Below are 26,045 nucleotides of genomic sequence, written 5' to 3'. Positions count from 1 at the left end.
CACCTGAAGCAACGTTTAACCGCCTTGACCCCGCCCCTGCCCCATGGCCTTTGCCCCGCCTGATGAAGACCGCCGATTTCGACTTCGACCTGCCGGACGACCGGATTGCGCTCCGCCCCGCCGAGCCGCGCGATTCCGCCCGCCTGCTGGTGGTGCGGAACGGCGCGCTCGAAGACCGGATCGTCCGCGACCTGCCGGACTTCCTGCGGCCCGGCGACGCCCTGGTGTTCAACGATACGCGGGTGATCCCGGCGCGGTTGTCGGGCGTGCGGGAGCGCATCGGACCCGAGGGCGAGACCCTGACCGTCGCGGTCGAGGCCACCCTGCATCATCGCGACGCCCCCGACGTCTGGTCCGCCTTCATGAAACCCGGCAAGCGCATCAAGGCGGGGGATCGCATCCGCTTCGGCGCCCAGGCCGACGGCGGCTGTCTGCTCGGCCGCCTCGACGCCACCGTGACCGGCAAGGGCGAGGACGGCCTGGTCACCCTGCGCTTCGACCTCGACGGCCCGTTCCTCGACGAGGCCATCCGCGACGTCGGGGTCATGCCCCTGCCCCCCTATATCGCGGCCAAGCGGGCCGAGGACGATCGCGACCGGTCGGACTACCAGACCATGTTCGCCCATTGGGACGGTTCGGTCGCCGCCCCGACGGCGGGACTGCATTTCACGCCGGCGCTGATGGCGGCGGTCGAGGCGAAGGGGGTCTCGACCCATGCCGTCACCCTGCACGTCGGGGCCGGCACCTTCCTGCCGGTCAAGGCCGACGACACGGCGGACCACAGGATGCATTCCGAGTGGGGCGAGGTTTCCGTCGCCACCGCCGCCGCCCTCAACGCCGTACGCGCCGCCGGCGGGCGCATCGTCTGCGTCGGCACCACCTCCCTGCGTTTGCTGGAGAGCGCCACGACGCCCGAGGGCGAGGTCCGGCCCTTCCATGGCGACACGGCCATCTTCATCACCCCCGGCTACCGCTTCCGCGCCGCCGACGTCCTCCTGACCAATTTCCACCTGCCGAAATCGACCCTGTTCATGCTGGTCTCGGCCTTCGCCGGGCTGGAGACCATGAAGGCGGCCTATGCCCATGCGGTGCAGGACGGTTACCGCTTCTATTCCTACGGAGACGGGTCCCTGCTGTTCCGGAACGACGCGTAACTCTATATTCCGCTCATCCCGGCGAAAGCCGGGACCCCGTTCTTCGGGCGATCGGTCCAACCGGTTTCGCCTCCCCGTCAATCCCGACCATCGTGCTCAACGACAGCACTGGGTCCCGGCTTTCGCCGGGATGAGCGGAGCAAGCTTTGCCCTTTCCGTTTCATATCCAGAACACCGAAGGCCGCGCCCGCACCGGCGTGCTGAGGACGCCGCGCGGCGACATCCGCACGCCCGCCTTCATGCCCGTCGGCACCGCCGCCACGGTCAAGGCCATGACCGTCGACCAGGTCGCGCAGACCGGCGCCGACATCATCCTGGGCAACACCTATCACCTGATGCTCCGTCCCGGCCCCGAGCGGATGGAGCGGCTGGGCGGGCTGCACAAATTCATGGGCTGGAACAGGCCGATCCTCACGGACAGCGGCGGCTTCCAGGTCATGTCCCTGGCCGGCATCTCGAAGGTGAAGGAGGACGCCGTCACCTTCGCCAGCCACATCGACGGCTCGAAACACGTGTTGAGCCCCGAACGTTCGATCGAAATCCAGGCCGACCGCATCGGCGCGGACATCTCCATGCAGCTGGACCAGTGCGTCGCCTGGCCCGCCGAGGAGCCTGCCGCCCGCGCCGCCATGGAGCTGTCCGCCCGCTGGGGCGCGCGCTCGAAGGCCGCCTTCGGGACCCGCGAAACCCAGGCCCTGTTCGGCATCCAGCAGGGCTCGACGTTCGAAAACCTGCGTCGCGAATCCTCCGAGCGGCTGCGGGAGACCGGCTTCGACGGCTACGCCATCGGCGGCCTCGCCGTCGGCGAGGGCCATCAGGCGATGTGCGAGGTTCTGGACTACGCGCCCGACATGCTGCCCGCCGACCGGCCCCGCTATCTCATGGGCGTCGGCAAGCCGGTCGATCTGGTCGAGGCCGTGTGGCGCGGCGTCGACATGTTCGATTGCGTCCTGCCCACCCGCGCCGGCCGCCACGGTCAGGCTTGGACGTGGGACGGGCCGATCAACCTCAAGAACGCCCGCTTCGCCGAGGACCAGGACCCGCTGGACCCGGCCCTCGCCTGCCCCGGTTCATCTCAATATTCAAAAGCTTACCTGCATCACCTGATCCGCGCTGACGAGATTCTCGGCAAGGTGCTGCTGAGCTGGCACAACATCGCCTTCTTCCAGGCCCTGATGGCGGCGATGCGGGCGGCGATCGCCGAGGGCCGGTTCGAGGCCTTCCGGCGCGACTTCCACGCCCGGCACACATCGAACGGCTAGCGCTGGCTGCGGCCCCTCGGCCGGAACCAGGCAGGTGCGGCGGGGGGCGGGCAATTGCGCTGCATCCCCGTGCCCTTCAGGAAGGCGCGGCGCATTCGCCCCGCCTGGATCGCTGACTGCACGTGTCGGCTGTGCTGCTCCGCGCCCGACAGCCGGCGGATCCAGCTGCGGCCCGGGATGAAGTCCGTCGTGGCGTCCCGTATGCCGTCCAGCGCCGCCGCCGCCGCCGCATCCGCCGCGCGCTCGCTCAGGAAGGAGCCGTCCGCGGGCGGAGGCTCGTCGGTGTCGGGCCCCAGGGCCTCGTTCAGGCGCGCGATCTCGGCGCCGATGGTCGCGCACTGGTTCAGATTGCGCAGGTCGTAGGGATTGGCCTCGGCCTGCAGAAGGACGGTCGGAATGGCCTGCCGCCTCAGATTCAGATCATCGAGCGGCGCGGTCGCCGCGGCGCCCAGTCCCGCTCCGAACTGGCGCGCGCCGCCCATGGCGGAATTGCCGGCCTGGCACCCGGCGAGGGCGGTCGCAGCGACAAGAATGAGCGAGGTCCGGCGCATGGCCTCTTCAACCACGCCCCACGCGGCGGGGAAAGCCGCCTCATCGCCGATCAGGCTGGCCAGAACAGCGCTTCACCCCGGCGAAAATCCGGCTAGGGTCCGTCCCATGATCGAGTTGCTCAAAACCTGGTTCGCGCAGCAGCGATGCAAGCACGATTTCAAGTACAGCCGCACCAGACCGGGCTCCCTGGTCTGCAAGAAATGCCGTGCCCGCCGGCCAAAGCCCCGCTGACCGCCGCGACGGACCGGCGCGAGCGCTGCGGCCCGGGGTAGCAAAAAAGGGGTGGTACGTCCTCTCGGGCTCGAACCGAGGACCCTCTGATTAAAAGTCAGATGCTCTAACCAACTGAGCTAAGGACGCACACCTGCAGGATCGCGCTCGCGACCCGGCGACGCGCCTTCTCTTGCAATCCGGCGTCCGGGTCAAGCGCCGGGTCGACGGATTGAGGACGTCGGGCTAGGCATCGGTCATGAAACCCTTGTCCGGCCTGCGCATCCTCGAGTTTGACGGCCTGGGTCCCGTGACCTTCGCCGGCATGGTTCTGGCCGACCTGGGCGCCGATGTTCTGCGCCTGACCCGCGGCGCAAGCGCCGGCGCGCCGGTCTTCGCCGACGTGGGCGGCGGAATTCTGCATCGCGGACGGTCGTCCCTGGCCGTCAATCTGAAGGATGCCGGCGACCGGACACGCGTCCTGGACCTGATCGCCGCGGCGGACGGCCTGATCGAGGGTTTCCGGCCGGGCGTCATGGAACGGCTGGGGCTCGGCCCCGAGGACTGCGCCGCGCGCAATCCGCGGCTGGTCTACGGCCGCGTCACCGGCTGGGGGCAGACGGGCCCCAAGGCCGGCGAGGTGGGGCACGACATCAACTATATCGCCCTCAGCGGGACGCTCCACGCGATGGGCGAGCCTGACCGGCCGCCCCGGCCGCCGCTGAACCTGATCGGCGACTACGGCGGCGGCGCCATGATGCTGGTCACGGGGGTCCTCGCGGGCCTGATCGAAGCGCGGCGTACAGGCGCGGGTCGGGTTGTGGACGCGGCCATGACGGACGGCTCGGCCCTGCTGATGAGCCTGTTCCATGCGCTCGGGGCCCGCGGCCTCTGGAGCGACGCGCGCGGGGCGAATCTGCTGGATGGCGGCGCGCCCTTCTATCGCTGTTTCGCCTGCCGCGACGGCCGCTTCGTCGCCGTGGGAGCTCTGGAACCGCAGTTCTACAGCGCCCTGCTGACCGGCCTCGGTCTCGGCGAAGCCGAGGCGCCTCAGTACGACACGGCGAAATGGCCGGCGCTGCACGCGCGACTGGAAGCGGTTTTCGCGACACGGGACCGCGACGACTGGGCCGCCCGGTTCGAAGGAACCGACGCCTGCGTCACGCCCGTGCTGTCGCTCGCGGAGGCCCCAGGCCATCCGCATAACGCGGCCCGGAACACCTTCGTCGGGTCGGGCGGGATCCAGCCCGCCCCGGCCCCGCGATTCGGCGGCTCGGAGCCTCGTCCGGAGCCCGAGGGCGCCGCAATGACGTTCGACGGGGCTCTGGCGCGCTGGCGCTGAGACGCCGTCCATGCGCCGGATCGCAAATTCGTCCCGATCACGCTCTGGCGTGGTGACCATCCGCCCGTTCAGGGTTATGGAACGGGCGAACCGGTCGCGCGTTGGAAGGCCGATCCGGGGGAGACGCCATCCATGAAACGACTGATTGCCTGTCTGGTCCTGTCCAGCGCCCTCGCCGCCGCGGCCTGCGACGATCCGCGCGAGTCGAACGAANCCGCCGCCGAGGACGCGGGCGTCCCCGTCGCAGAGCCCAGCGCCGTAGACACCCCTCCCGCGGACTCGACCACGGTTCCGCCCGAGAAGCGGTCTTCGGAAGAGTCGGTCAAACCCGAGAGCGAAACCCTCTTCTACTGATCTGTCCGTTGATCGGCGGCGGTCGACCGCCCTGACGAAAGTTCCAGTTTGACGCCAAGGCACGCCCTGTTTCTCGTCAGCACGGCGGGTCTCGCTCTTCTCGCGTCCACCGCCCATGCAGACCCGCGCGCACAGATTCGCGGCGAGATGGACGCGGAGCTTCGCGAACAGCTGGTCCGCGCCGTCGGCGAGGTCGATGCGCCGCCTTCCAACCGGTTCGAGGCCCGCCGCCGCGCCCGCGGCGCCATGGAGGCCGCCGAAGCCCTGCTGAGGTCCGAAGGCTACTACCAACCCGTGCTGGAAGATGCGGTCGAGGGCGAGGAAAGCCCGGTCGCCATCGTCAACGTTACGCCCGGGCGGCGGTTCGTGCTGACAGACCCCCGGGTGCAATGGACCGCCCCCGCGCCGGACGCCCTGTCCGAAGCCGCCGCGCTCGACGAGATCAGCGTCAAACCGGACCAGGCCGGACGCGCGAGCGACGTTCTCGCCGCCGAGGGCCGTGTCGTCGCAACCCTGACCCGCCGGGGATATGCCGACGCGGCGGCCGAGCCCCGCCGTGTCGTCGTCGACCATGCGACCTTCACCGTCCAGCCCAACTACCGGATATCGTCCGGCGCCCTTGTGCGTCTGGACGGCGTGCGGCTGGAGACGCGCGGGCCGACCAATCCCGCCTGGGTGACCGGCCTGGCGCCCTGGACCGAAGGCGACGTCTACGATCCGGATGATGTCGCGGAACTGGAGCGCCGGCTGCTCGAGACGGGCGTCTACGACGGCGTGGGCGTGGCCCTCGCGCCGCGCGAGCAGGGTCTGACCAATGGCTACCGGCCGGTCGTCGTCACCCTGACCGACCGGCCACGCCGGATTCTCGAGGCGGGCGCGACCTTCTCGACGGCCGAGGGGTCGGGCCTCGATCTGATCTGGACCTGGCACAACCGTTTCGGACGCGCCGACACCGTGGTCTGGCAGGCCCGCGCGGCCGATGTCGACAGCCGGCTGGGCGTCAACCTCAGCCTGCCGCACTGGCGGCGTCCGGGCGAGACGCTGAGGCTCTCCGCCGCCGTCCTGAACGAGGACACGGACGCCTATCGCCGCACGGCCCTCGCCGTGGCCGCCGACCTTCAGCAGCGCCTCGGCAAGACGTCCTGGATCAGCTACGGCGTCGGCCTGGACGCGGGCAAATACGATGAGAACCGGTTCGATCCGGTCACGCAATTGCCGATCAATTTCGACCGTGACCTGGTCATACTGACCGGACGGGCGAGCGCCTATCTGGACCGGTCGAACGACCCGCTCGATCCGACGACGGGCTGGCGGCTGTCGGCCTGGGCGCAGCCGACCGCGGTGTCGGGCGAGGATACGATCATCTTTCTGCGGAGCGAGGCCCAGGTCACCGCCTATCTGCCGCTTCAGGATGGCGCGAAGACCGTCCTGGCCGGCCGCGCCCGCCTCGGCTCCATTGTCGGCGGCGCGGAACTGACGATACCGTCTGACCGGCTGTTCTATTCGGGCGGCGGCGGTTCGGTGCGCGGCTTCGAATACCAGGGCGTCGGGCCGCGTCTGCCCGACAACACGCCCCGCGGGGGGTTGAGTCTCGTCGAGGCCTCGGTCGAGATCCGCCGCGACGTCTGGCGCAGCTTCCAGGTCGTGGGCTTCGTCGACGCCGGCGCGATCGGGTTCCAGGAGACGCCCGATTTCGGCAACCTGCGGTACGGCGCCGGCTTCGGGGTCCGGTACAAGCTGCCCTTCGGGCCGATCCGGGCCGACATCGCCTTCCCGCTGGATCGCCGGGACGGCGACGCTGATTTCCAGGTCTACGTCAGCATCGGACAGGCGTTTTGACCGGCGCCCCGCCGCCCGTGGAACCGCCCGACACGCCCGCCGAAGCGGCGAAGAAGAAGCGCACCCGGCTGCAGGCCATCGCCTTCTTCGGCGGCATGGCCGCGGCGATTCTCGCCGCCATCCTGCTCGTCGGTCTGGTGGGCGGGCGGATGTATCTCCTGTCCGGCCCGGGACGGGAACTGGTGACCAGTTTCGTCGCCGGCAAGAAACTGGGTCGCTATGGCCGGATCAATGTCGAGGGCGTGCGCGGCGACCTGTTCGACGATTTCACCATCGACCGCGTCACCGTCACCGACGCGAAGGGCGTCTGGCTGGAGGCGCGCAAGGTCCATATCGACTGGGACTGGTGGCCGCTCATGGCCCGCGAGTTCCACGCCACCAACGTCGAGGCCGAGGTCATCCGCCTGATCCGCCGGCCCGAGGTCGAGCCCACGACCACGCCCCCGGGGCCTCAACCCCTTTCGGTGGACATCGACCGCTTCTCCGCCGACGTCGAACTGCTGGAGGGCTTCAGCCGCGAATACGGCCGCTGGCGGCTGTCGGGCGAAGCCGACGCGCCGCGCAAGGGTCCGAAGAAGGCGATCGTGAACGCCGCCAGCAACAGCCGGCCCGGCGACTATCTGCGCGTCAACGCCACGCTCGGGGCGACCATCGCCGATCTGCGCCTTAACCTGCGCGCCGAAGAGGCCCGGGGCGGCCCTCTCGCCGGAGCCTTGGGCTATTCGCCCGACCGCCCGTTCTTCGCGACGGCGATCGTCAACGGCTCGGTCGTCGACGCCCTGGTGCGGACGGGCGACTTCGTGCCGCTGGTGATCAAGGGACGGTACGGGAAGGATCGGACCCGGATCGCCGGCTTCGCCGACTTCTCCGGATCGGACCTGCTGGCGCCGTTCGCGCAGCGGATCGGCCGCACGGCCCGGTTCGGTTTCGCCACCTCGAGCGACAGCGACGACGACGGCCTGCATGGCGTCGGCTGGCGGCTGATCGCGGACAACCTCAACGCCAGCGCCAGCGGGGACGTAAGGCTCAGCGATCGTAGCAGCCCCGACGGGATCGCTGTCGAGGTCTCGACACCGTCCCTGTCGCGGCTCGTCGGCCACAGCGCCGCGGGCCCCTCGGCGTACAAGGGCGTGTTCAGGGGCTCCCCCTCGGACTGGACCCTGACCGGGTCGGCGGACCTGCTCGGGGTCGAGGTTTCAAGCTATCGGGCGCAACGGGTCCGCGGCCCCCTGAATGCGCGCATGCGTGCGGGACGGCTGGATCTGGACGGCGATCTCCGCGCCGCCGGGGGATCGAGCGCCGGGATCGTCGGCGGTCTTCTGGGCGGCCAGCCGCGCATCACGTTTGAAGCCGCCCGGCTGGCGGACGGCGCCATCCTGCTGGAACGGGTGCAGGCGACCGGTCAGGCCCTGACCCTCTCCGGCTCGGGCGGACGCAGCCTGACGGGCGGCCTCGGGTTCCGGGGCCGGGCCGAGATCACCGATGTCTCCCGCCTTCGCAAGGGCGCGCGCGGCGCGTTCGGAGGTCCGATCACGGCCTCGATGACGCGCGCGGGCCAGCCATGGCGAATCACCTTCGATGCCCGCGGCCGCCGGCTGGCGACCGGAATGGCGGAGCTGGACCGCCTCCTCGGGCCCGTCCCGCGGCTCCAGGCGACCGGCGCCCTCAACGGCGGACGGATCGAGGTCGAGCGGGCGCTGCTGACCGGCGCCCAGGGCACCGCCGGCGCGCGCGGCCTCATCGAGGGCGACGGGCGGCTAAGGCTGGCCCTGAACTGGAATGCGCAGGGACCCTTCGGGGTCGGCCCTGTCGCCATTGACGGAGCCATGACGGGCGACGGCGCCCTGACCGGAACCCTGGCCCGACCGCGCGCGGATCTGACGGCCCGGTTCGGCAGGCTGAGCGCGGGGGCGCTGGTTTTGACCGACGCAGACATGGTGCTGAGTTTCCGGCGCGGCGCGGACGCCTCGGACGGACGCATCGCCCTGACCGCCGGATCCAACTACGGGCCGGCGCGGGCCAGCGGAAACTTCTTCCTCGGGGGCGACCGCATCCGGCTGACGGACGTGGATCTGGACGCGGGCGGCGTCACGGCCCAGGGCGCGATCGCCCTGTCCAACAGCTTCCCGTCCAGCGCCGACCTGACGTTCACCGCCCGGCCCGGCGCCTTCCTGGCCTCCGGAACCGCCGACGGCCGGGTTCGCCTGACCGACGGCGCCGGCGCCGAGACGGCGATCCTGGATGTGACCGGCCGCAATGTTCGCCTGACGGGATCGACCTGGACGATCCGGACGCTCGACCTGAACGGCCGCGGGACCCTGTCACGCCTGCCCTTCACACTGAAGACGGACATCGGCGGCGCGACCCCCGTGTCGTTTGATGGAACCGGGGTCTATTCCCGGAACGGGGGCGCACAGTCGGTGGTGCTGGAAGGATCCGGCCGGGTCCGCGAGATCGCCTTCACCACGCGCAATCCCGCTGTCGTCGCCCTGTCTGGCGACGGACGCGTCGTGCGGGTCGATCTCGGCATCGGCGGGGGCGTGCTGCTCGGCGAACTCCGTCAGGACTCCCGGGCGTCCATCATCGAAGCCAATCTGACCAGCGTCGATCTGGGAACCGTGGTCCGCGACATGCGGGGATCCGTGACGGGCCAGCTGTCGTTGCGGGGAGCCGGGGACGACCTGTCGGGCTCGGCCAACCTCGCGCTGCGGGAGATTCGCAGCATCGACGCGCCGCGCGGTCTGGCGGTCGACGGCACGCTGAATGCGATTCTGGTCAACGACAGCCTGCGCGTTCAGGCCCAGGCCAACGACGGCGACGCGGTCCGGGCCACGGCGGACGTCACCCTGCCTGTGGAGGCCTCGGCCGTGCCCCTGCGTCTGGCCATCGTGCGGACGCGGGAAATGTCCGGCGACATCTCCATCCAGGGTCAGATCCAGCCGATCTGGGACCTGCTCGCCGGCGGCGAACGGTCCCTGACCGGGCAGGTGGACGCCCGCGCGAGCCTGGCGGGTTCGCTGGCCGCCCCGCGGATCAACGGACGGCTCGACCTGCAACAGGGGACGTTCCGCGACAGCGCCACCGGCGTGCGGCTGGAAAACGTCACCCTCGCCAGCCGGTTCGACGACACCACGGGCCTGGTCGAAGCCTTCAGCGCCGTGGACGGGGCCGGCGGCTCGGTGACGGGCAACGGCCGCATCGGGCTGCGCCAGGGTTCCGGATCCAGCTTCCAGCTGCTGCTGAACCGGTTCCGCATCATCGACAACGACATCGCCGAAGCCCGGGCGTCCGGCCCCCTGACGGTGACGCGCGGCCAGGACGGCAACATCACCCTGACCGGCGAGATGGACATCGACGAGGCGCGCATCGAGGCCAATCCGCCGGGTTCGAACGGCATCGTCCGCATGGAGGTGATCGAGATCAACAAGCCCGGCGGCGATGTCCCCGAGGAAGAACAGAACCGCCAGCGCGGCCTGCAGTTCGGACTCAACATCGGTCTGCGCTCCCCGGGCGGGGACGTGCGCGTCGTCGGCCGCGGCCTGAACGTGGAGATGAACGTCAACGCCCGCGTCACCGGCACCATCAGCCGGCCGATCCTCAGCGGCACGGCGCGGGTCGTGCGCGGCGACTACGACTTCGCCGGCAAGCGTTTCGTGTTCGACGAGCGCGGAACCGTCAGTCTGTCGACCAACCCCGAACTCATCCGGCTGGACCTGACGGCCACCCGCGACGACCCGGCGCTGACCGCCACGATCCGCGTCACGGGCACCGCCGCCCGGCCCGAGATCGCCCTGACCTCGACCCCCGCCCTGCCGCAGGACGAAATCCTGTCACAGGTGCTGTTCGGACGCTCCGCCTCGCAGCTGTCGGCGTTCGAGGCGGCGCAGCTGGCGGCCGGCGTCGCGGCCCTGGCCGGCGGCGGCGGCTTCGACGTGATCGGCAACCTGCGGGAGCTCGCGGGCCTGGATCGCCTCTCGTTCGGCGGCGAGGCGTCCGGCCTGACCGTCGCCGGCGGCCGCTACATCAATGACAATGTCTATGTGGAGATCATCGGCGGCGGCGAGAACGGCGCGGCCGTGAACGTCGAATGGCAGGTGCGTCGCAACCTGACCATCAGCTCGAAATTCGGGGGACAGGGCGAGGCCAGCCTGTCGATCCGCTGGCGCCGCCAGTCCCGGCAGCCGGGCGCCGGTCGCGAGGACCCGCGCCCGAACCGCTAGGGACTAGTAGGTCTGGGCGGCGGCGAAGCGCAGCTTGTCCAGCTTTTGCGCCCCGCGAATGCCGGCGACGTGCAGGACCATCTGGACGACCAGGATCACCAGTCCGCCCCAGGTCTGCCATGCCGGAGGGGCGACGGCGGCGGAGGTCTCGGGCTGACCCACGCCGAAAGCGGCCATCAAGCCCGTGATCAGGCCGAAGGCCACCAGAATGGCGAAGATGATCGGGATCACGATGTTGGGCTTGAACCACTGCACCAGCCCGATAATCAGCTGGATGACGACCAGGCCGATCGACAGCCCCAGGAGTCCTTGCGCCATCATGGCGGCCATGCCCGCGGTTTCAGGATTCTGGGCGGTGGCCTGGGCGACCGCGGCGTCCATCAGCGCCTGCCCCGCCGTCATCAGATAGACAATCCCGATCACGCCCCAGAGGACGCCGAGAAAAATGGCGATGGCGCTGGCCCTTGCCGCAGCGATCGCTTCGCCCTCGGTCGTGATCGGCGTCGTCGGATTGGATGCCCGGATCCAGTCAGTCATATGGTGTTCCTCCCTCGATGGTGGGGCAGCCTAGCGCGTGCGTCCGGCGGTGGAAACGGGCTAGCGCTCGCCTTCACCTTTGCCGTCCGCCCGGCTAGGGTCCGCCGGCATGCGAATTCACCCCTCCGACCAGCTCGTGCTCGACCATGTCGCGGCGCGCGAAGCCGCCATCGTCGGTCGCGCGATCGACTGGTCCGGCGTCAATTCGGGCAGTCGTAACGCCGAAGGTCTGGCCCGGATGCTGGAGAGGCTGGAGACCGAGGCCCGGCGTCTGCCCGCCGAGGTCCGGCGAATAGCCACGCAGGACTCCGCCTCCGTCGGCGACGACGGCGCGGTGCGGACCGAGGCCCACGCCGACGCCCTGAAGATCACCGCCCGGCCCGATGCGCCGATCCAGGTCGTGCTGACCGGCCACTATGACACCGTCTTCCCCGCCGACAGCGGCTTCCAGACCGTCTCCACCCGGCCGGACGGCGCGCTGAACGGTCCCGGCCTCGCCGACATGAAGGGCGGGATCAGCGTCATGCTGGCCGCCCTGGAAGCCTTCGAGACCCATCCCGACCGCGAACGCGTCGGCTGGACTGTGCTGCTGTCGCCCGACGAGGAGATCGGCTCCCCCGCCTCGGCGCCCCTGCTGGCGGCGCTGGGCGCGCGCGGCCACATCGGCATGACCTATGAGCCCGCCCTCGCCGACGGAACCCTGGCCGGGGCGCGCAAGGGCAGCGGCAACTACCATCTGATCGTCAGCGGCAGGGCCGCCCACGCCGGCCGCGCCTTCCACGAGGGCGCCAACGCCGTCGCCGGGGCGGCCATCCTCGCCGCCCGCCTGCACGCCCTGAACGGCCTTCGCGACGGCGTCACCGTCAATGTCGCGAAGATCTCAGGCGGCGGAGCCCTGAACGTGGTGGCCGACAACGCCGTCGTCCGCTTCAACGTCCGCGTCCCTGACAGGGCGGCCTCGGACTGGATCGAGGCCGCGGTGCGCGAGATCGCCGCCCACGCCCCCTTCCCCGGCCTGACCCTCGACCTGCACGGCGGCATGACCCGCGCGCCCAAGCCGATGGACGCGTCCCAGACGGCCCTGTTCGAGGCGGTGCGCGACACCGGCGCCCTGCTGGGCCAGACCGTGGCGTGGAAGCCCTCCGGCGGCGTCTGCGAGGGCAACAACCTGCACGCCGCCGGCCTGCCCAATGTCGACACCCTCGGCGTCCTCGGCGGCGACATCCATTCGGACCAGGAGTTCGCCTGGCCCGCCAGCTTCGTCGAACGCGCCCGGCTCAGCGCCCTGATCCTGTGCAAGATCGCCTCGGGCGAGATCGATGCGCTGAAACTCAAGTCCCTGCGTCTGGAGACGATGTAACCCCCATGCTCGTCGTCCGACCCGCCGCGCCCGCCGACCTCGACCACCTGCTGGAACTCGCCATCCTCAGCGGCCCCGGCTTCACCAGCCTGCCCGAGGATCCCGACCAGCTGGCCGAACGCCTGGACCTCAGCCGCGACAGCTTCTCGGGCGATCTCGCGCCGCAGGAACGCTGGTACACCCTGATGCTCGAGGAGTCGGAGACCGGCGACGTCGACGGCATCGGCTCGGTCAAGGCCGCCGTCGGCCTCCACCGGCCGTTCTTCTCGTTCCGGGTGGTGACCAACACCCAGTCGTCGCCTTCGCTGGGCGTCCGCCTGGAGCAGAAGACCCTCGTCCTGGTCAACGAATGCACCGGCTGGACCGAGGTCGGCTCCCTCTTCCTCAAGGCCGACCGGCGCAAGGGCGGCGCCGGCCGTCTGCTCAGCCAGTCGCGCTACATGCTGATCGGCGCCCAGCCCGAACTGTTCAACGAAAACGTCCTGGCCGAGCTGCGCGGCGTCTTCACCCCCGACGGCGCCTGCCCCTTCTGGGACCATGTGGCGCACAAATTCTTCCCGATGGATTTCGACGAGGCCGACCGCATGACGGGCTCGACCGACAAGCAGTTCATCGTCGACCTCGCTCCGCGCCACCCGATCTACATCGACCTGCTGCCCGAGCCGGCGCGCGCCGTGATCGGCAAGGTCCATCCGCAGGGCGTGCCCGCCATGGCCCTGCTGGAGAGCGAGGGCTTCCGGCCCAACGGCCTGATCGACATCTTCGACGCCGGCCCCACGGTCGCCTGCGGCCGGGACAACATCCGCACCGTCCGAGACGCCCGCCGCCTGACCGTGGTCGTTGCCGCCGAGGTCGACGCCGAATTGCCGGCGCTGATCTCGACCGACAGCGTCTCCGACTTCCGCGCCGTCCGCCAGCGCGCCCATATCGAGGGCGACGTCGCCACCCTGACCGCCGAAACCGCCGACGCCCTCAGGGTCGGCGCCGGCGACACGGTGCGGGTCAAGGCCTGAGCCCCATGACCATGCCCCCGTTCAAATCCATCGACCCCGCCACCGGCGAAACCGTCTGGGAAGGCCCCGCCGCCTCGCCCGCCGAGGTCCAGGCCGCCGCCGACCGCGCCCGCGCCGCCTTCCCCGACTGGGCCGACCGCCCGCGTCAGGACCGCATCGACGCCGTCAAACGCTATCAGGCCGTGCTCCGGGACCGCGCCCCGCGAATGGCCGAGGCCATCAGCCGCGAAACCGGCAAGGCCCTGTGGGAGACCACGGCCGAGCTCGGCGCCATGGCGGGCAAGGTCGACATCTCGATCCGCGCCTATGACGAACGCACCGGGGAGCGCACGGCGGAGACCGGCTTCGGCCACGCGACGCTGCGCCACCGCCCCCACGGCGTGGCGGCGGTGCTGGGGCCCTTCAACTTCCCCGGCCACCTGCCCAACGGCCATATCGTCCCGGCCCTGCTGGCCGGCGACACCGTGGTGTTCAAGCCGTCTGAGGAGACGCCCCTGATCGGCCAGCTGATGGCCGAGGCCTTTGTCGAGGCGGATCTGCCGACGGGCGTGATCAATGTCGTCCAGGGCGGGCGCGACACGGGCGCCGCCCTGCTGGACAGCGGCATCGACGCCCTGATGTTCACCGGCTCGGGCGCGGCCGGCGCCCATTTCCGGCGCAAATTCGCCGACGATCCGCATGTGATCCTCGCCCTCGAGTTGGGCGGCAACAATCCGCTGGTGGTCTGGGACGCCGCCGACGCCGAGGCCGTGGCCGGCATCGTCGTCCAGTCGGCCTTCGTCACCACCGGCCAGCGCTGCTCCTGCGCCCGTCGCCTGATCGTTCCAGAGGGCCCGCAGGGCGACGCCATCGTCGAGGCCGTCGCCGCCTTCGTCGACCGGCTGATCCTCGCGCCGTGGAATTCGACCCCCGAACCCTACGCCGGCCCCCTGATCTCGCAGAAGGCCGCCGAGGCGGCGCTGCAGGCGCTGCAGGACCGTATCGCCATGGGCGCCAGGGTCATCCGCGCCTCCGGTCCCGTCGACAACCTGCCCGGCGCCTTCGTGAAGCCCGCCATCATCGACGTCACCGGCGTGGCCGTCCCGGACGAGGAGATGTTCGCCCCCTTCCTGTCCGTGACCCGCGTCGGCAGCTTCGACGCCGCCATCGCCGAGGCCAACGCCACCCGCTACGGCCTGTCCGCCGGCCTGGTCAGCGACGACCCCGCCAACTGGGACCGGTTCATCCGCCGCATCCGCGCCGGCGTCGTCAATTTCAACCGCCCGACGACCGGCGCGGCCGGCGACATGCCCTTCGGCGGCCTCGGCGCCAGCGGCAATCACCGGCCCAGCGCCTGGTATGCGGCCGACTACTGCGCCTATCCGGTGGCCAGCTTCGAGGCTGGCGCGGTCAGGAACATCGAAAGCGAGATCAAGGGGCTGCGCCCGTGATCATGCACCGCGCCTCTCCCTCCCCTTCATGGGGAGGGTCGTCGGCGCGAAGCGGCGACGGGGTGGGGTGCGTCGGTCCGCGCTCCGGCGCCTTCGAGCCCCACCCGGATCGCTGCGCGATCGTCCCTCCCCATGAAGGGGAGGGAGAGCCGTGACTTCCGCCGTCGAAGCCAATGCCGACGGCCTGATCGGGCCGACCCACTCCTACGCCGGCCTCTCGCCCGGCAACCTCGCGTCCAGCCTCAACGCCGGCGAGGCCTCCAACCCCCGCGCCGCCGTCCTGCAGGGGCTGGACAAGATGAAGCGGCTGGCCGACCTCGGCCTGCCGCAATACGTCCTGCCGCCGCACGAGCGGCCCGAGATCCCCTTCCTGCGCAGCCTCGGCTTCACCGGCTCCGACGCCGCCGTGCTGGAAGCCGCCTGGAAGACCGCGCCCTCCTTCGCCGCCGCCGCCTGTTCGGCCTCGCCGATGTGGGCCGCCAACGCCGCCACGGTGACGCCGTCCGCCGACGCCGCCGACGGCCGGGTGCATTTCACCCCCGCAAACCTGGTCACCAACCTACACCGCTCGCTGGAGCACCGGCAGACGAAGCGGGCGCTGGACGCCCTCTTCCCCGACCCCGACCGTTTCGCCGTCCATGACGCCCTGACCTCGGTCGCCCACCTCGCCGACGAGGGCGCCGCCAACCACGTCCGCCTGTGCGCCGACCACGGCGAGCCCGGCGTCAACCTGCTGGTCTGGGGCCGCGAAGCGTTCGAGCCCTGGTCCGGCGCCTTCCCGGCCCGCCAGACCCGCGAGGCCTCGGAAGCCGTCGCTCGGCGGCACGGCGCTTCCGGCGTCGTCCTCGCCCGCCAGTCGAGGGCCGCCATCGCCGGCGGCACCTTCCACAATGACGTGGTCTGCGTCGGGGCGCTGGAGACCCTGTTCTTCCACGAGCTGGCCTTCGAGGACACGGAGGCCACCAAAGCGGCCGTCCGCGCCGCCGCCGGCGGCCTGTTCGAGCCGATCTTCGTCGAGGTCGGGACCGCCGACCTGCCCCTGACGGACGCCATCTCCAGCTATCTGTTCAACTCCATGCTGGTGCGGATTCCGGGTGAGGATCGCCTGACCCTGATCTGCCCCACCGAGACGCGCGACAACCCGCGCAGCCACGCCGTCGCCGAGCGGCTGGCCGCCTCCAACGGCCCCATCGGCCGGGTCGAATACGTCGACGTGCGCCAGTCGATGCGCAACGGCGGCGGCCCCGCCTGCCTGCGCCTGCGCGTGGTCCTGACCGAGGCCGAACAGGCGGCCGCCAATCCCGCCATGCGGTTGACCGACGCCCTGCACGCCCGGCTGTCGAGCTGGGGCGAGGCCCACTACCGGGACCGCCTGACCCCGGCCGACCTGGCCGATCCGGCCCTGCTGGACGAGAGCCGGAGGGCGCTGGACGAACTGACCGGCCTGCTCGGCCTCGGGGGCGGCTTCTATCCGTTCCAGCGGGGCTGAGCCGTGGTCGCCTTCACCCATCGGATCGCGACCGAGGCCGACATACCGGCGCTGGTGGCCCTGATGGACCGGTCGATCGCCGGCCCCTTGGCCGCCTTCCTGACGCCTGACCAGATCGCCGCCAGCCGCCAGCTGATGGGGATCGACAGCCAGCTGATCGCCGACCGCACCTATGTCATCGTCGAGGCTGACGGCGTTCCGGCCGGCTGCGGCGGCTGGAGCGGGCGGATCACCGAATACGGCGGCGACCACACCCCCGGCCGAGTCCCCGCGCCCCTGACGCCGGGCGTCGACGCGGCCCGCATCCGCGCCATGTACACCGCGCCCGAGTTCGTCCGGCGCGGCGTCGGTCGCCGGATCCTCGGCCTGAGCGAGGCCGCCGCCCGCGCCGCGGGCTACGACCGCGCCGAATTGGTCGCCACCCTCGGCGGCGAGCCTCTCTACCGCGCCGCCGGCTATGCCGAGATCGAGCGCTTCGAGGACGACCGCGGTGGCGCGCCCGTGCCTCTGGTGCGGATGGGCAAACCGCTCTAGCCCTTCTCCCATGACGCCGAGGGGGATTGGATGACCGAAGCAGCGATGACCCCCGCCCGCCGCCTGCGCAACATCATCGGCGGTTCGGCCGGCAACCTGGTCGAATGGTTCGACTGGTACGCTTATGCCGCCTTCACCCTGTATTTCGCCCCCGTCTTCTTCCCCGAGGGCGACAGCACCGCCCAGCTGCTCAGCGCGGCGGCCGTCTTCGCCGTCGGCTTCCTGATGCGGCCGGTCGGGGCCTGGGTCATGGGGGTCTATTCCGACCGCCGCGGCCGCAAGGCGGGGCTGACCCTGTCCGTGACCCTGATGTGCACCGGCAGCCTGATCATCGCCTGCACCCCGGGCTACGCCGCCATCGGCATCGCCGCCCCGGCCCTGCTGCTGTTCGCCCGCCTGCTGCAGGGGCTCAGCGTCGGCGGCGAATACGGCTCGTCGGCCACCTATCTGTCGGAGATGGCCACGGCGAAGCACCGCGGCTTCTGGTCCAGCTTCCAGTACGTCACCCTGATCTCGGGCCAGCTCCTGGCCCTGCTGCTCCTGATCGTGCTGCAGAAAACGATGAGCGAGGCCGATCTGGCGGCTTGGGGCTGGCGCATCCCCTTCTTCGTCGGCGCGGGGCTGGCGGTGGTCGTCTTCTGGCTGCGGCGACGGCTGGACGAGACCTCGGCCTTCATCGCCTCGGACGCCGGCGAAGCGCCGAAATCCAGCGCCCTGCTGCTGATCCTCAAACATCCCAAGGAGGCGCTGATGGTCCTCGGCCTGACCGCCGGCGGGACCGTCGCCTTCTACACCTACACCACCTATCTGCAGAAATTCCTCGTCAACACGACCGGCTTTTCGAAGACGACCGCGACCGAGGTCAGCGCCGCGGCGCTGTTCGTCTTCATGCTGCTGCAGCCCGCCGTCGGCGCCCTGTCGGACCGGATCGGACGACGCCCCGTGATGATCGCCTTCGGCGTCATGGGCGTGCTGTTCACCGTGCCGATCATGACGGCCCTGTCCGGGGTCGAGAGTCCCTTCGTCGCCTTCCTGCTGGCGATGGCGGCTCTGATCATCGTCAGCGGCTACACCTCGATCAACGCCGTGGTGAAGGCCGAGCTGTTCCCGGCCCATATCCGCGCCCTCGGCGTCGCCCTGCCCTATGCGATCGCCAACGCCCTGTTCGGCGGCACGGCGGAATACGCCGCCCTGTGGTTCAAGGGCGAAGGCATGGAGAGCGCCTTCTTCTGGTACGTCACCGGCCTGATCGGCGTGTCGCTACTGACCTATATCCGGATGCGGGACACCGGCCGCAACAGCCTGATCACCCACGATCAGGCGGCGAACCGCCCGCCCCGCGCCGCATAGGCCTGGGTGCCGCGGGTGAAGACCCGGTCGGTCGGCAGGACGGCCTCGATGGCGATGGCGTCGGCGCCCTTCAGCCGGTCGTAGATCGGGCCGAAATCCTTCAGCGTCTCGGCCTTCAGCTGCTCGATGGAATCGATGACGAAATAGACCTGCTGGAAGTCGTCGATCCGGTACAGGGTCCGCATCACCCGCTCGAGGTCGAAGCCCAGCCGGTTGGGCGACGGGTCCTCCAGCGAGAAGACGCTCTCGGTCGCCGACGACACGATCCCGGCGCCGTAGATGCGCAGGCCGCCCGCGTCCTGCATCAGGCCGAACTCGACCGTGTACCAGTACAGCCGCGCCAGATTCTGCAGCATGCCCAGCGACGCGGCCCGCTGCCCGCCCTTGCCATAGGCCTCCATATAGGCGGCGAAGTCGGGGTCGGTCAGCATCGGCACATGGCCGAAGACGTCGTGGAAGATGTCCGGCTCCTGCAGATAGTCCAGCTGGTCCGGCTTGCGGATGAACTGACCCGAGGGGAAGCGGCGGTTGGCCAGGTGGTCGAAGAACACCTCGTCCGGCACCAGTCCCGGCACGCAGACCACGGTCCAGCCGGTCAGGGCCTGGAGCTTGGGGTTCATGACCGCGAAATCGGGGATGCCGCCGGTGTTCAGGTCCAGCGCGGTCAGCCCCTTGAGGAAGACGTCGGCGGCGCGGCCGGGCAGGATCTTCATCTGCCGGGCGTAGAGGGTGTCCCAGGTCCGGTGCTCGACCTCGGTGTAGGACGCCCATTCCTGCGGAATGGTCCAGTCGGCGGCCGCGCCCTCGGGCGGCTTGTCGAACACATGCTCGAAGTCTGACATGGACGGCTCCTGCGACCTGCGGGCTCTGACTGGCCCTTGCCTGGCAATCTAGGCCTCCGGCGACGCGCGCGCCAGCCGGTCTCAGTGGATGGCGTGGGACAGCGGCGCGTGCCGACCCTGGGCGTCGACGGTGAACCAGCGGCGCTCGGCGTCCTCGGTCAGGGCCGACAGTTCGGGATCGTGCTCCAGCGCGGCCTCTGCGGCATAGGCGATGAAGCCGCCGTCCGGCCCGATGGCGAGGACCTGATAATAGGGCTGGTCCGGCGCCGTCTCGCCCGTTTCGGCGGGATCGCCGGCGTAGCTGGGGTCGATGTCGATCACGACGCCGCGGAAGGCGGCGTCCCGATGGCGGACGATCTGGCCGAGGCCGAATTTCGCGACGGATTGACGGGTCATGGCCGCAGAATGCCCGACCCAACCTGAGCCTTATCGACCCCCTCCCGTTCATTTTCGCGTCACATGGTTGGCGCGGACGGTTCGCCGGTCCTAAGGTGCCGGGGACGGGCGCCGTATCGGACCGCCCACCTTGAAAGTTCGGCCCATGCCGGAGACCGACGGCGCGCCCCGGCGCGACGAGCGGTCCCAGCTCCCGAGGCCCGATCGGCAGCGCGCCCGGAGCGGCGCCGTCGGCGGCCCCGGGGCGTCAGGTCGCGAGGCGCCCGTGTATGGCGCGCTCGATCTGGGGACCAACAACTGCCGGCTGCTGATCGCAAAGCCGGCCCGCGACGGCTTCCGTGTCGTCGATTCCTTCAGCCGCATCGTCCGCCTGGGCGAAGGTCTGTCCCGCACGGGGCGGCTCGACGACGGAGCCATGGACCGGGCCTATGAAGCCCTCGCCTTGTGCGGCGAGCGAATCGCCAGGAAGGGCGTCGACTCCGCCCGGCTGATGGCCGTCGCGACCCAGGCCTGCCGCCAGGCCGACAACGGCGAGGCCTTCATCGAGCGCGTCCGCCTGGGCACCGGACTCAAGCTCCGGATCATCGACCCGGTCGAGGAGGCCCGGCTGGCGGTCGAAGGCTGTCTCAACCTGTTCGACCCGTCGGCCGAGGCCGTCCTGGTCGTCGACGTCGGCGGCGGATCGACCGAGCTCAGCTGGCTGAAACGGCGGAGCCGGGGAGATTTCGGGCTTGAGGGGTGGATGTCGGCGCCCGTCGGTGTGGTGACCCTGGCCGAACGTCACCCCGAGCCCGAGGCGGGGCTGGACCACTGGTACGAAGCCATGGTCGCGGACATGGGCGACGCCCTCGCCGCCGCGCCGGTCAGCCCGGCCCTGCGCGACATCTTCACCGGCGGACGCGGCCACATGATCGGCACCTCGGGCGCCATCACCAGCCTCGCCGGAATCCACCTCGGTTTGCGCCGGTACCAGCGCAACCTCGTCGACGGCCTGTGGATGACCAGCGGCGACTGCGAAAGGGCGGCCGAAAAGCTGATGGCCATGGGGCCGGCGGGTCGGGCCGCGGAATCCTGCATCGGACCGGATCGCGCCGACCTCGTCCTGGCCGGCGCCGCCATCATGGAGGCGGTTCAGCGGGCGTGGCCGTCCGAACGCGTCCGGGTCGCGGACCGGGGCCTGCGCGAAGGCCTGCTGCTGCAACAGATGCGCGCCGCCCGGCCTCCGACCCGACGCCGTCGCCGCGGACGCGGACCGAACGGCGCCGTCCGGAGCGAACCGTCTAGTTGACCACCTGAACCGGCAGGACGACGTCGCAGACCGAGAAGTCCGCGCCCCGCGCCGCCCGGGTCTCCTCGACCAGCGCCCGGAAGCGCGGCGAAGCCGTCGCCAGCACCTGCACCGAGGGTCGTTCAGCCTCGGGGATGTCGGCGGCGATCCGCACGCGGGTCATCCGATCCGGCTGGGCCTGGGTCATCATGCCGTTGTCGCCGTCGCCGACCTGGAGCGATCGCACCACGTCCAGACCCGACACCGTCACGCCCCAGATGGTGTACCGCTTGTCCAGCGCCGGATAGGCCTGGCGCATGAGGAAGAACTGACTGTTGGCCGTGTCATTGCCCTCGTCCCGGGCCATGCCGGCGACGCCGGGGCAGTACAGCCCCCAGGCGTGGACCTTGCCGTCGGCGGTCAGGGCGAAGGCGGAATCGGGCTGGGTCTGGACCGGCAGCGAATGGAAGAAGCCGACCCGCGCCCCGGCCGGCTCGGCCACCGCGGCGAACGGCATCGTCGCCTCGCGGCGGAAGGTGAATTCGGCCTTCAGATCGGGATAGGGGCTCTGGCCCTCGCCATTGCCGAGGGGGTCGCCGGTCTGGGCCATGAACCAGTCGATCACCCGGTGCCACAGGACGCCGTCGTAGAAGCCCCGGCGCGCCAGCAGCCTGATCCGCTCGACGTGCAGCGGCGCCACCTCCGGCGTCAGTTCGACGAGGATGCGGCCCTTGGTCGTGTCGATGACCAGCAGGTTCTCGGCCGGCGCGGTCCGCCACTCGGGCGCCGCGATCGTCGTTTCCGGAGTAGGCGGCGGCGGCGGGGCCGGCGTGCCGCCCGCATCCTGGGCGTTCGCCCCGCCGGCCGTCATCACGGCCAGGGCCACAAAACCGAGAAACTGTCGCATCGCCTTCCCCCTCATTTCAGATCAGCCGCCGGTCACTTCAGCGGGCGGCTGCACGTCGCAGACTGTGAAGCGCGCGCCCAGTTCGGCCCGTTTCTGCTCCACCAGGGCCGCGAACGCCGCACTGCGCGGCGTCATCACGCGTACGGCCGGACGTTGCCCCTCCGGCAGCGCCGACGCCGTGCGGACGCGCGTCATGGCGTCCGGATCGGCGACCTGGCCGTTTTCGGCCTCGCTCCCCGCCTTCAGCGCCTTGACTACGTCCAGCCCCGCCAGGACGCGGCCGAAAGGCGTATAGAGGCCGTTCAGGTTCTCGTTCACGCCGGTCATGAGGAAGAACTGGCTGTTGGCGCTGTTCGGGTCCTGATTGCGGGCCATGCCGGCGACGCCGGGGCAGAACAGGGCCTGGGCCGCGGCCCTGAAGTCGGCGGTGACCATCATCTGGGCGTCCGGCTGGGTGAAGATCGGCATCGAACCGGCCACGCCCATCTGCCCGGTCGGGGCGGCGACCAGATTGACGAACCCCTGGTCCCGTCCGCGCCGGAACTGGAATTCCCCCGGAACGTCCGGCAGCTCGCTGCCGCCGGCGCCGGTGCCCAGGGGGTCGCCGGTCTGGGCCATGAAGCCGGGCAGGACGCGATGGAATTTCAGCCCGTCGTAGAAGCCCTGATCGGCCAGGGTCCGGACCCGTTCCACGGACAGCGGCGCGACCACGGGATCCAGCTCGACCAGGATTCGGCCCCTGGCGGTGTCGATGACCAGAAGGTTTTCCGCCGCCACGGGGCGCCATTCGGCGGCGGAGGCCTGGGCCGCCGCGGGCTGGCCGGCGGCGAACAGGGCCATCGAAAACACGCCGATGGTTGCGATCCTGAAGTTCATWCTATCCCTTGACCTTGTCCCGGACCGCCTTGGCGACGGCSGGGCTGACGAAACTGTCGATCGCGCCGTCCAGACGGGCGATCTCCTTGACCAGCCGCGAGGCGATCGCCTGRTGCCGCGGGTCGGCCATCAGGAAGACCGTCTCGATGTCGGCATTGAGGCGCTGGTTCATCGCCGTCATCTGGAATTCGTATTCGAAGTCGGCSACGGCGCGCAGRCCSCGCACGATGATGCTGGCGTCCAGYTCCTCGGCGAAATGCATCAGCAGGSTGGAAAAGGCCCGCACCTCGACCTTGCCGCCCAGATGGGCGACCTCGGCGCGGACCATCTCGACGCGTTCGTCGGTCGTGAACAGCGGACCCTTGTCGTCGTTGCGGGCCACCCCGATGACCAGCYTGTCGACCAGCTTCACCGCMCGGCCGATGATGTCCATATGCCCGTTGGTCACGGGATCGAACGTGCCCGGATACAGGCCGATGCGCATGCAGTCCTCCCCGCTTTCCAGAGGTTTAGCAGCCGCCGCCGTCACAGCCTAGATCGGTTGCACCGGGTTCGACGCCCACGCCGCCTTAAGCCGGTCGATCATCGCGCCCGGAGTCGCGAAGGCCCGATCGCCGATCGACGCGACGGCGCAGGCCGGGGTGGCGCTGTTGCAGATGAAGGCGCCGTCGAAGCCGGCGAGATCATCCACCTGGACCGGAGTGATCCTGCCCGTCAGGCCGGACTGGCCGAGACCTCTCTGCACCAGCGCCTGTGCGACGCCCGCCAGCATCGGCGCCTGAGGCCAGATCACTTCGTCGTCGCGGATAAAACCTATATTCCAGAGGCTTCCCTCTGAAAGCTGGCCTTCAGTATTCACGAACAACGCGTCATCAAAGCCCGCGACCCGGGCGATCCGGCGCGCGCGGATCAGGCCGAACGTGGCCACATGCTTCAGATGCGGGGCCTCGCGGGCATAGGTTTGCACCTGCAGGCGCACGCTGTCCGCCAGCGGCGGAGGCGGCGGCGACGCTGCGATCATGACCTTTGGCCGGCCGCTCCAGTCCGGCGTCCGCGGCCCGATCTCCGGCGAGAACAGACTGACCCGCAGCCAGCAGGCCTCGCGCCCCGCCACGGCCGTCCGCATCAGGTCGCGCAGGCGCGCCTCGCCGACCGGTTCGCCGAACAGCTCGACCGCCTCGGCCTCGAGCCGCGCCAGATGCAGGTCAAGCCCCCGCGCGCCGCCCTCCTCCACCCGGAACGAGGTGTAGGCGCCATAGTTGACCAGCGCCACATGGGTCAGGTCGTCCGGGGTGGCGGGTTGACCGTCCACCGACAGCTCAGCGAGGGACATCAGATACTCCGCTCATCCCGGCGAAAGCCGGGACCCAGTGCCTTGGGCGATCCGGCGCCGCCGGGTTTCGCTGAGATCGATCCCATGCAGCCTGCCTCGCGAAAGGACCGGGTCCCGGCTTTCGCCGGGATGAGCGGCTTTAAAACTCAGCCTTCGGTTTCTGCGCCGTCCGCCTCATCCTCGACCGCGCCGTCCTCGCCCCCGCCGCTGTCCGGCAGGCGTTCGACCGACACGACCCGCTCGCCCTCGGCGGTGCGGAAGATGGTCACGCCCTGGCTGGAGCGGCCCACGATGCGGACCTGCCCCACCGGGGTGCGGATCATCTGTCCGCCCGAGGTGACCAGCAGCAGTTCGTCGCCGTCCTCGACCGGGAATGAGGCCGCCAGACGCGTGCCCGCGCGGCCGCCCAGGCCGTGGGCCGTCAGCCCCTGCCCGCCCCGGCCCGTGCGCCGGTATTCATAGGCCGAGGATCGCTTGCCGAAGCCGGTGTCGGTGACGGTCAGGATGAACTGCTCGGCGGCGCCCAGTTCGGCGATACGCTCGACGCTCAGGGCCGCGGCGTCGGCGGAACCTTCGCCGCCCTCGTCGTCAGCCTCGACCGTCGGCGCGTCCTCGTCGCCCTCGCCCGTCGCCCGGCGCATGGCCGAGGCGTGTTTGACATAGGCGGCCCGCTCGTCCGGCGTCGCGTCGACGCGGCCCAGCACGGCCATGGAGATGACCTCGTCGCCCTTCTGCAGGCGCACGCCGCGCACGCCGGTCGAATCCCGGCCCTTGAACACGCGCACGTCGTCCGCCTTGAACCGGATGGCCCGGCCCAGGGCGGTCGTCAGCATGACGTCGTCCTCGGCCGTGCACAGGGCCACGCCCACCATGTGGTCGCCGTCCTCCAGCTTCATCGCGATCTTGCCGGCCCGGTTGACGGTGGCGAAGTCGCTCAGCTTGTTGCGGCGCACGTCGCCCGACCGGGTCGCGAACATGATATCGAGGTTGCCCCACTCCGCCTCGTCCTCGGGCAGCGGCAGGACGTTCATGATCGAATCGCCCGGCTCGATCGGCAGCAGGTTGACGAAGGCCTTGCCGCGCGACTGCGGATTGCCCAGCGGCAGCCGCCAGGTCTTCAGCTTGTAGGCCTTGCCGTTGGTGGCGAAGAACAGCACCGGCGTGTGGGTCGAGGCCGAGAACACGCCGACGACGGCGTCGTCCTCCTTCATCGCCACGCCGCTGCGGCCCTTGCCGCCGCGATGCTGGGTCCGATAGGCGTTCAGCGCCACCCGCTTGACGTAGCCGCCGTGGGTGACCGTCACGACCATGTCCTCGCGTGGGATCAGGTCCTCGTCCTCAAGCTCGAAATCGCCCTCGCCTATGATGGTGCGGCGCGGAACGGCGAACTCTTCCCGGACCAGCAGCAGATCCTCGCGGATCACCGCCAGGATGTTGGCGCGGTCGCTCAGCAGGGTCAGATGGCCCTGGATGGTGTCGGCCAGGCCGCGCGCCTCTCCGAAGATGTCGTCGCGGCCCAGGCCGGTCAGGCGGCTCAGGGTCAGGCCSAGGATGGCSCGCGCCTGTTCGTCSGTCAGGTTCAGCTTGTCGCCGTCGACCAGCATGGAGCGCGGRTCGGCGATMAGYTCGATCAGGGCGATCATGTCGCCCACSGGCCAGSYCTTGGCCTGCAGCCGCTCRCGCGCCTCGGCCGGATCGGCCGAGCTGCGGATGATGTGGATGACCTCGTCGATATTGGCCACGGCCACGGCCAGRCCGACCAGCACRTGRCCGCGGTC

The 26,045-nt window shown here is 70.3% G+C and carries 21 protein-coding genes and 1 tRNA gene; 12 read left to right on the top strand and 10 right to left on the bottom strand.

All coding sequences use genetic code 11. The features are described 5' to 3' along the window. Positions 1–62 precede the first annotated feature (62 nt). On the top strand, positions 63–1,154 hold the full coding sequence (gene queA, locus ASD25_RS04235) for a tRNA preQ1(34) S-adenosylmethionine ribosyltransferase-isomerase QueA (RefSeq protein ID WP_055830599.1): 1,092 nt from the start codon (positions 63–65) through the stop codon (positions 1,152–1,154). 146 nt (positions 1,155–1,300) lie between these two features. Then, on the top strand, positions 1,301–2,416 hold the full coding sequence (gene tgt, locus ASD25_RS04230) for a tRNA guanosine(34) transglycosylase Tgt (protein WP_055830601.1): 1,116 nt from the start codon (positions 1,301–1,303) through the stop codon (positions 2,414–2,416). On the opposite strand, the gene ASD25_RS04225 is transcribed toward tgt, so the two are convergent. Further along, positions 2,413–2,967, bottom strand: a complete 555-nt coding sequence (locus tag ASD25_RS04225; protein ID WP_055830602.1) for a hypothetical protein — start codon at positions 2,965–2,967, stop codon at positions 2,413–2,415. The genes tgt and ASD25_RS04225 overlap by 4 nt on opposite strands. 284 nt (positions 2,968–3,251) lie before the next feature. Continuing rightward, positions 3,252–3,328 (bottom strand) — tRNA-Lys (locus ASD25_RS04220). Positions 3,329–3,437: 109 nt separating this feature from the next. Between ASD25_RS04220 and ASD25_RS04215 the strand changes: the two genes are divergently transcribed. The 3 genes from ASD25_RS04215 to ASD25_RS04200 all read left to right on the top strand — a co-directional run bounded on the left by ASD25_RS04215 (position 3,438) and on the right by ASD25_RS04200 (position 10,933). After that, on the top strand, positions 3,438–4,520 hold the full coding sequence (locus tag ASD25_RS04215; protein WP_055830604.1) for a CaiB/BaiF CoA-transferase family protein: 1,083 nt from the start codon (positions 3,438–3,440) through the stop codon (positions 4,518–4,520). 402 nt (positions 4,521–4,922) lie between these two features. Next, a complete protein-coding gene (locus ASD25_RS04205) occupies positions 4,923–6,713 on the top strand; it encodes an autotransporter assembly complex family protein (RefSeq protein WP_055830608.1) in 1,791 nt (596 codons plus the stop codon). Further along, the gene (locus tag ASD25_RS04200) at positions 6,710–10,933 is read left to right on the top strand and encodes a translocation/assembly module TamB domain-containing protein (RefSeq protein ID WP_055830610.1); all 4,224 of its coding nucleotides are present in this window, start codon (positions 6,710–6,712) and stop codon (positions 10,931–10,933) included. Before ASD25_RS04205 ends, ASD25_RS04200 begins: the two co-directional genes overlap by 4 nt. Before the next feature lie 3 nt (positions 10,934–10,936). Here the strand turns inward: ASD25_RS04200 and ASD25_RS04195 are convergent, their stop codons facing one another. Beyond that, on the bottom strand, positions 10,937–11,470 hold the full coding sequence (locus tag ASD25_RS04195) for a hypothetical protein (RefSeq protein WP_055830612.1): 534 nt from the start codon (positions 11,468–11,470) through the stop codon (positions 10,937–10,939). Positions 11,471–11,579: 109 nt separating this feature from the next. Between ASD25_RS04195 and ASD25_RS04190 the strand changes: the two genes are divergently transcribed. From ASD25_RS04190 to ASD25_RS04165, 6 genes are all read left to right on the top strand, one after another. Then, the gene (locus tag ASD25_RS04190) at positions 11,580–12,830 is read left to right on the top strand and encodes a hydrolase (RefSeq protein WP_055830734.1); all 1,251 of its coding nucleotides are present in this window, start codon (positions 11,580–11,582) and stop codon (positions 12,828–12,830) included. A gap of 5 nt (positions 12,831–12,835) precedes the next feature. Continuing rightward, a complete protein-coding gene (locus ASD25_RS04185) occupies positions 12,836–13,843 on the top strand; it encodes an arginine N-succinyltransferase (protein ID WP_055830614.1) in 1,008 nt (335 codons plus the stop codon). 11 nt (positions 13,844–13,854) lie between these two features. Continuing rightward, positions 13,855–15,273: a succinylglutamate-semialdehyde dehydrogenase gene (gene astD / locus ASD25_RS04180; protein WP_055830735.1), complete on the top strand. Its 1,419-nt coding sequence runs from the start codon at positions 13,855–13,857 to the stop codon at positions 15,271–15,273. Positions 15,274–15,424: 151 nt separating this feature from the next. Next, positions 15,425–16,762 carry an N-succinylarginine dihydrolase gene (gene astB, locus ASD25_RS04175; RefSeq protein WP_055830617.1) on the top strand — a complete coding sequence of 446 codons (1,338 nt, stop codon included), beginning with the start codon at positions 15,425–15,427 and terminating at the stop codon, positions 16,760–16,762. Positions 16,763–16,765: 3 nt separating this feature from the next. Continuing rightward, the gene (locus ASD25_RS04170) at positions 16,766–17,296 is read left to right on the top strand and encodes a GNAT family N-acetyltransferase (protein WP_055830619.1); all 531 of its coding nucleotides are present in this window, start codon (positions 16,766–16,768) and stop codon (positions 17,294–17,296) included. Positions 17,297–17,326: 30 nt separating this feature from the next. Continuing rightward, positions 17,327–18,646, top strand: coding sequence for an MFS transporter (locus ASD25_RS04165; protein ID WP_055830621.1), 1,320 nt, complete (start codon positions 17,327–17,329; stop codon positions 18,644–18,646). On the opposite strand, the gene phhA is transcribed toward ASD25_RS04165, so the two are convergent. Together phhA and hspQ are read right to left on the bottom strand one after the other, a co-directional pair. Continuing rightward, positions 18,613–19,488: a phenylalanine 4-monooxygenase gene (gene phhA, locus ASD25_RS04160; RefSeq protein WP_055830623.1), complete on the bottom strand. Its 876-nt coding sequence runs from the start codon at positions 19,486–19,488 to the stop codon at positions 18,613–18,615. The two genes, ASD25_RS04165 and phhA, sit on opposite strands and share 34 nt — an antisense overlap. Before the next feature lie 81 nt (positions 19,489–19,569). Further along, a complete protein-coding gene (hspQ, locus tag ASD25_RS04155; protein ID WP_055830625.1) occupies positions 19,570–19,884 on the bottom strand; it encodes a heat shock protein HspQ in 315 nt (104 codons plus the stop codon). Positions 19,885–20,029: 145 nt separating this feature from the next. On the opposite strand from hspQ, the gene ASD25_RS04150 reads away from it, so the two are divergent. Then, positions 20,030–21,172 (top strand): Ppx/GppA phosphatase family protein, encoded by a 1,143-nt coding sequence (locus ASD25_RS04150; RefSeq protein ID WP_055830628.1) that lies wholly within the window; start codon positions 20,030–20,032, stop codon positions 21,170–21,172. Here the strand turns inward: ASD25_RS04150 and ASD25_RS04145 are convergent. The 5 genes from ASD25_RS04145 to ASD25_RS04125 form a co-directional block, all read right to left on the bottom strand. After that, a complete protein-coding gene (locus tag ASD25_RS04145; RefSeq protein WP_055830630.1) occupies positions 21,165–22,058 on the bottom strand; it encodes a peptidylprolyl isomerase in 894 nt (297 codons plus the stop codon). The two genes, ASD25_RS04150 and ASD25_RS04145, sit on opposite strands and share 8 nt — an antisense overlap. Positions 22,059–22,079: 21 nt before the next feature. Then, complete coding sequence (locus tag ASD25_RS04140) at positions 22,080–22,934, bottom strand: peptidylprolyl isomerase (protein WP_055830632.1); 855 nt, start codon at positions 22,932–22,934, stop codon at positions 22,080–22,082. Between the two features lies 1 nt (position 22,935). Then, on the bottom strand, positions 22,936–23,418 hold the full coding sequence (gene coaD / locus ASD25_RS04135) for a pantetheine-phosphate adenylyltransferase (protein ID WP_056615018.1): 483 nt from the start codon (positions 23,416–23,418) through the stop codon (positions 22,936–22,938). A gap of 48 nt (positions 23,419–23,466) precedes the next feature. Then, the gene (locus tag ASD25_RS04130; RefSeq protein ID WP_055830636.1) at positions 23,467–24,267 is read right to left on the bottom strand and encodes an aminotransferase class IV; all 801 of its coding nucleotides are present in this window, start codon (positions 24,265–24,267) and stop codon (positions 23,467–23,469) included. A 146-nt stretch (positions 24,268–24,413) separates the two neighbouring features. Next, the coding region (locus ASD25_RS04125; protein ID WP_304439646.1) for a DNA gyrase C-terminal beta-propeller domain-containing protein at positions 24,414–26,045 on the bottom strand (1,632 nt) is incomplete at its 5' end.

Source organism: Brevundimonas sp. Root1423, from assembly GCF_001426805.1.
The sequence above is the reverse complement of the archived record's forward strand: the minus strand, read 5'-3'. Positions and strand labels throughout refer to the sequence as shown.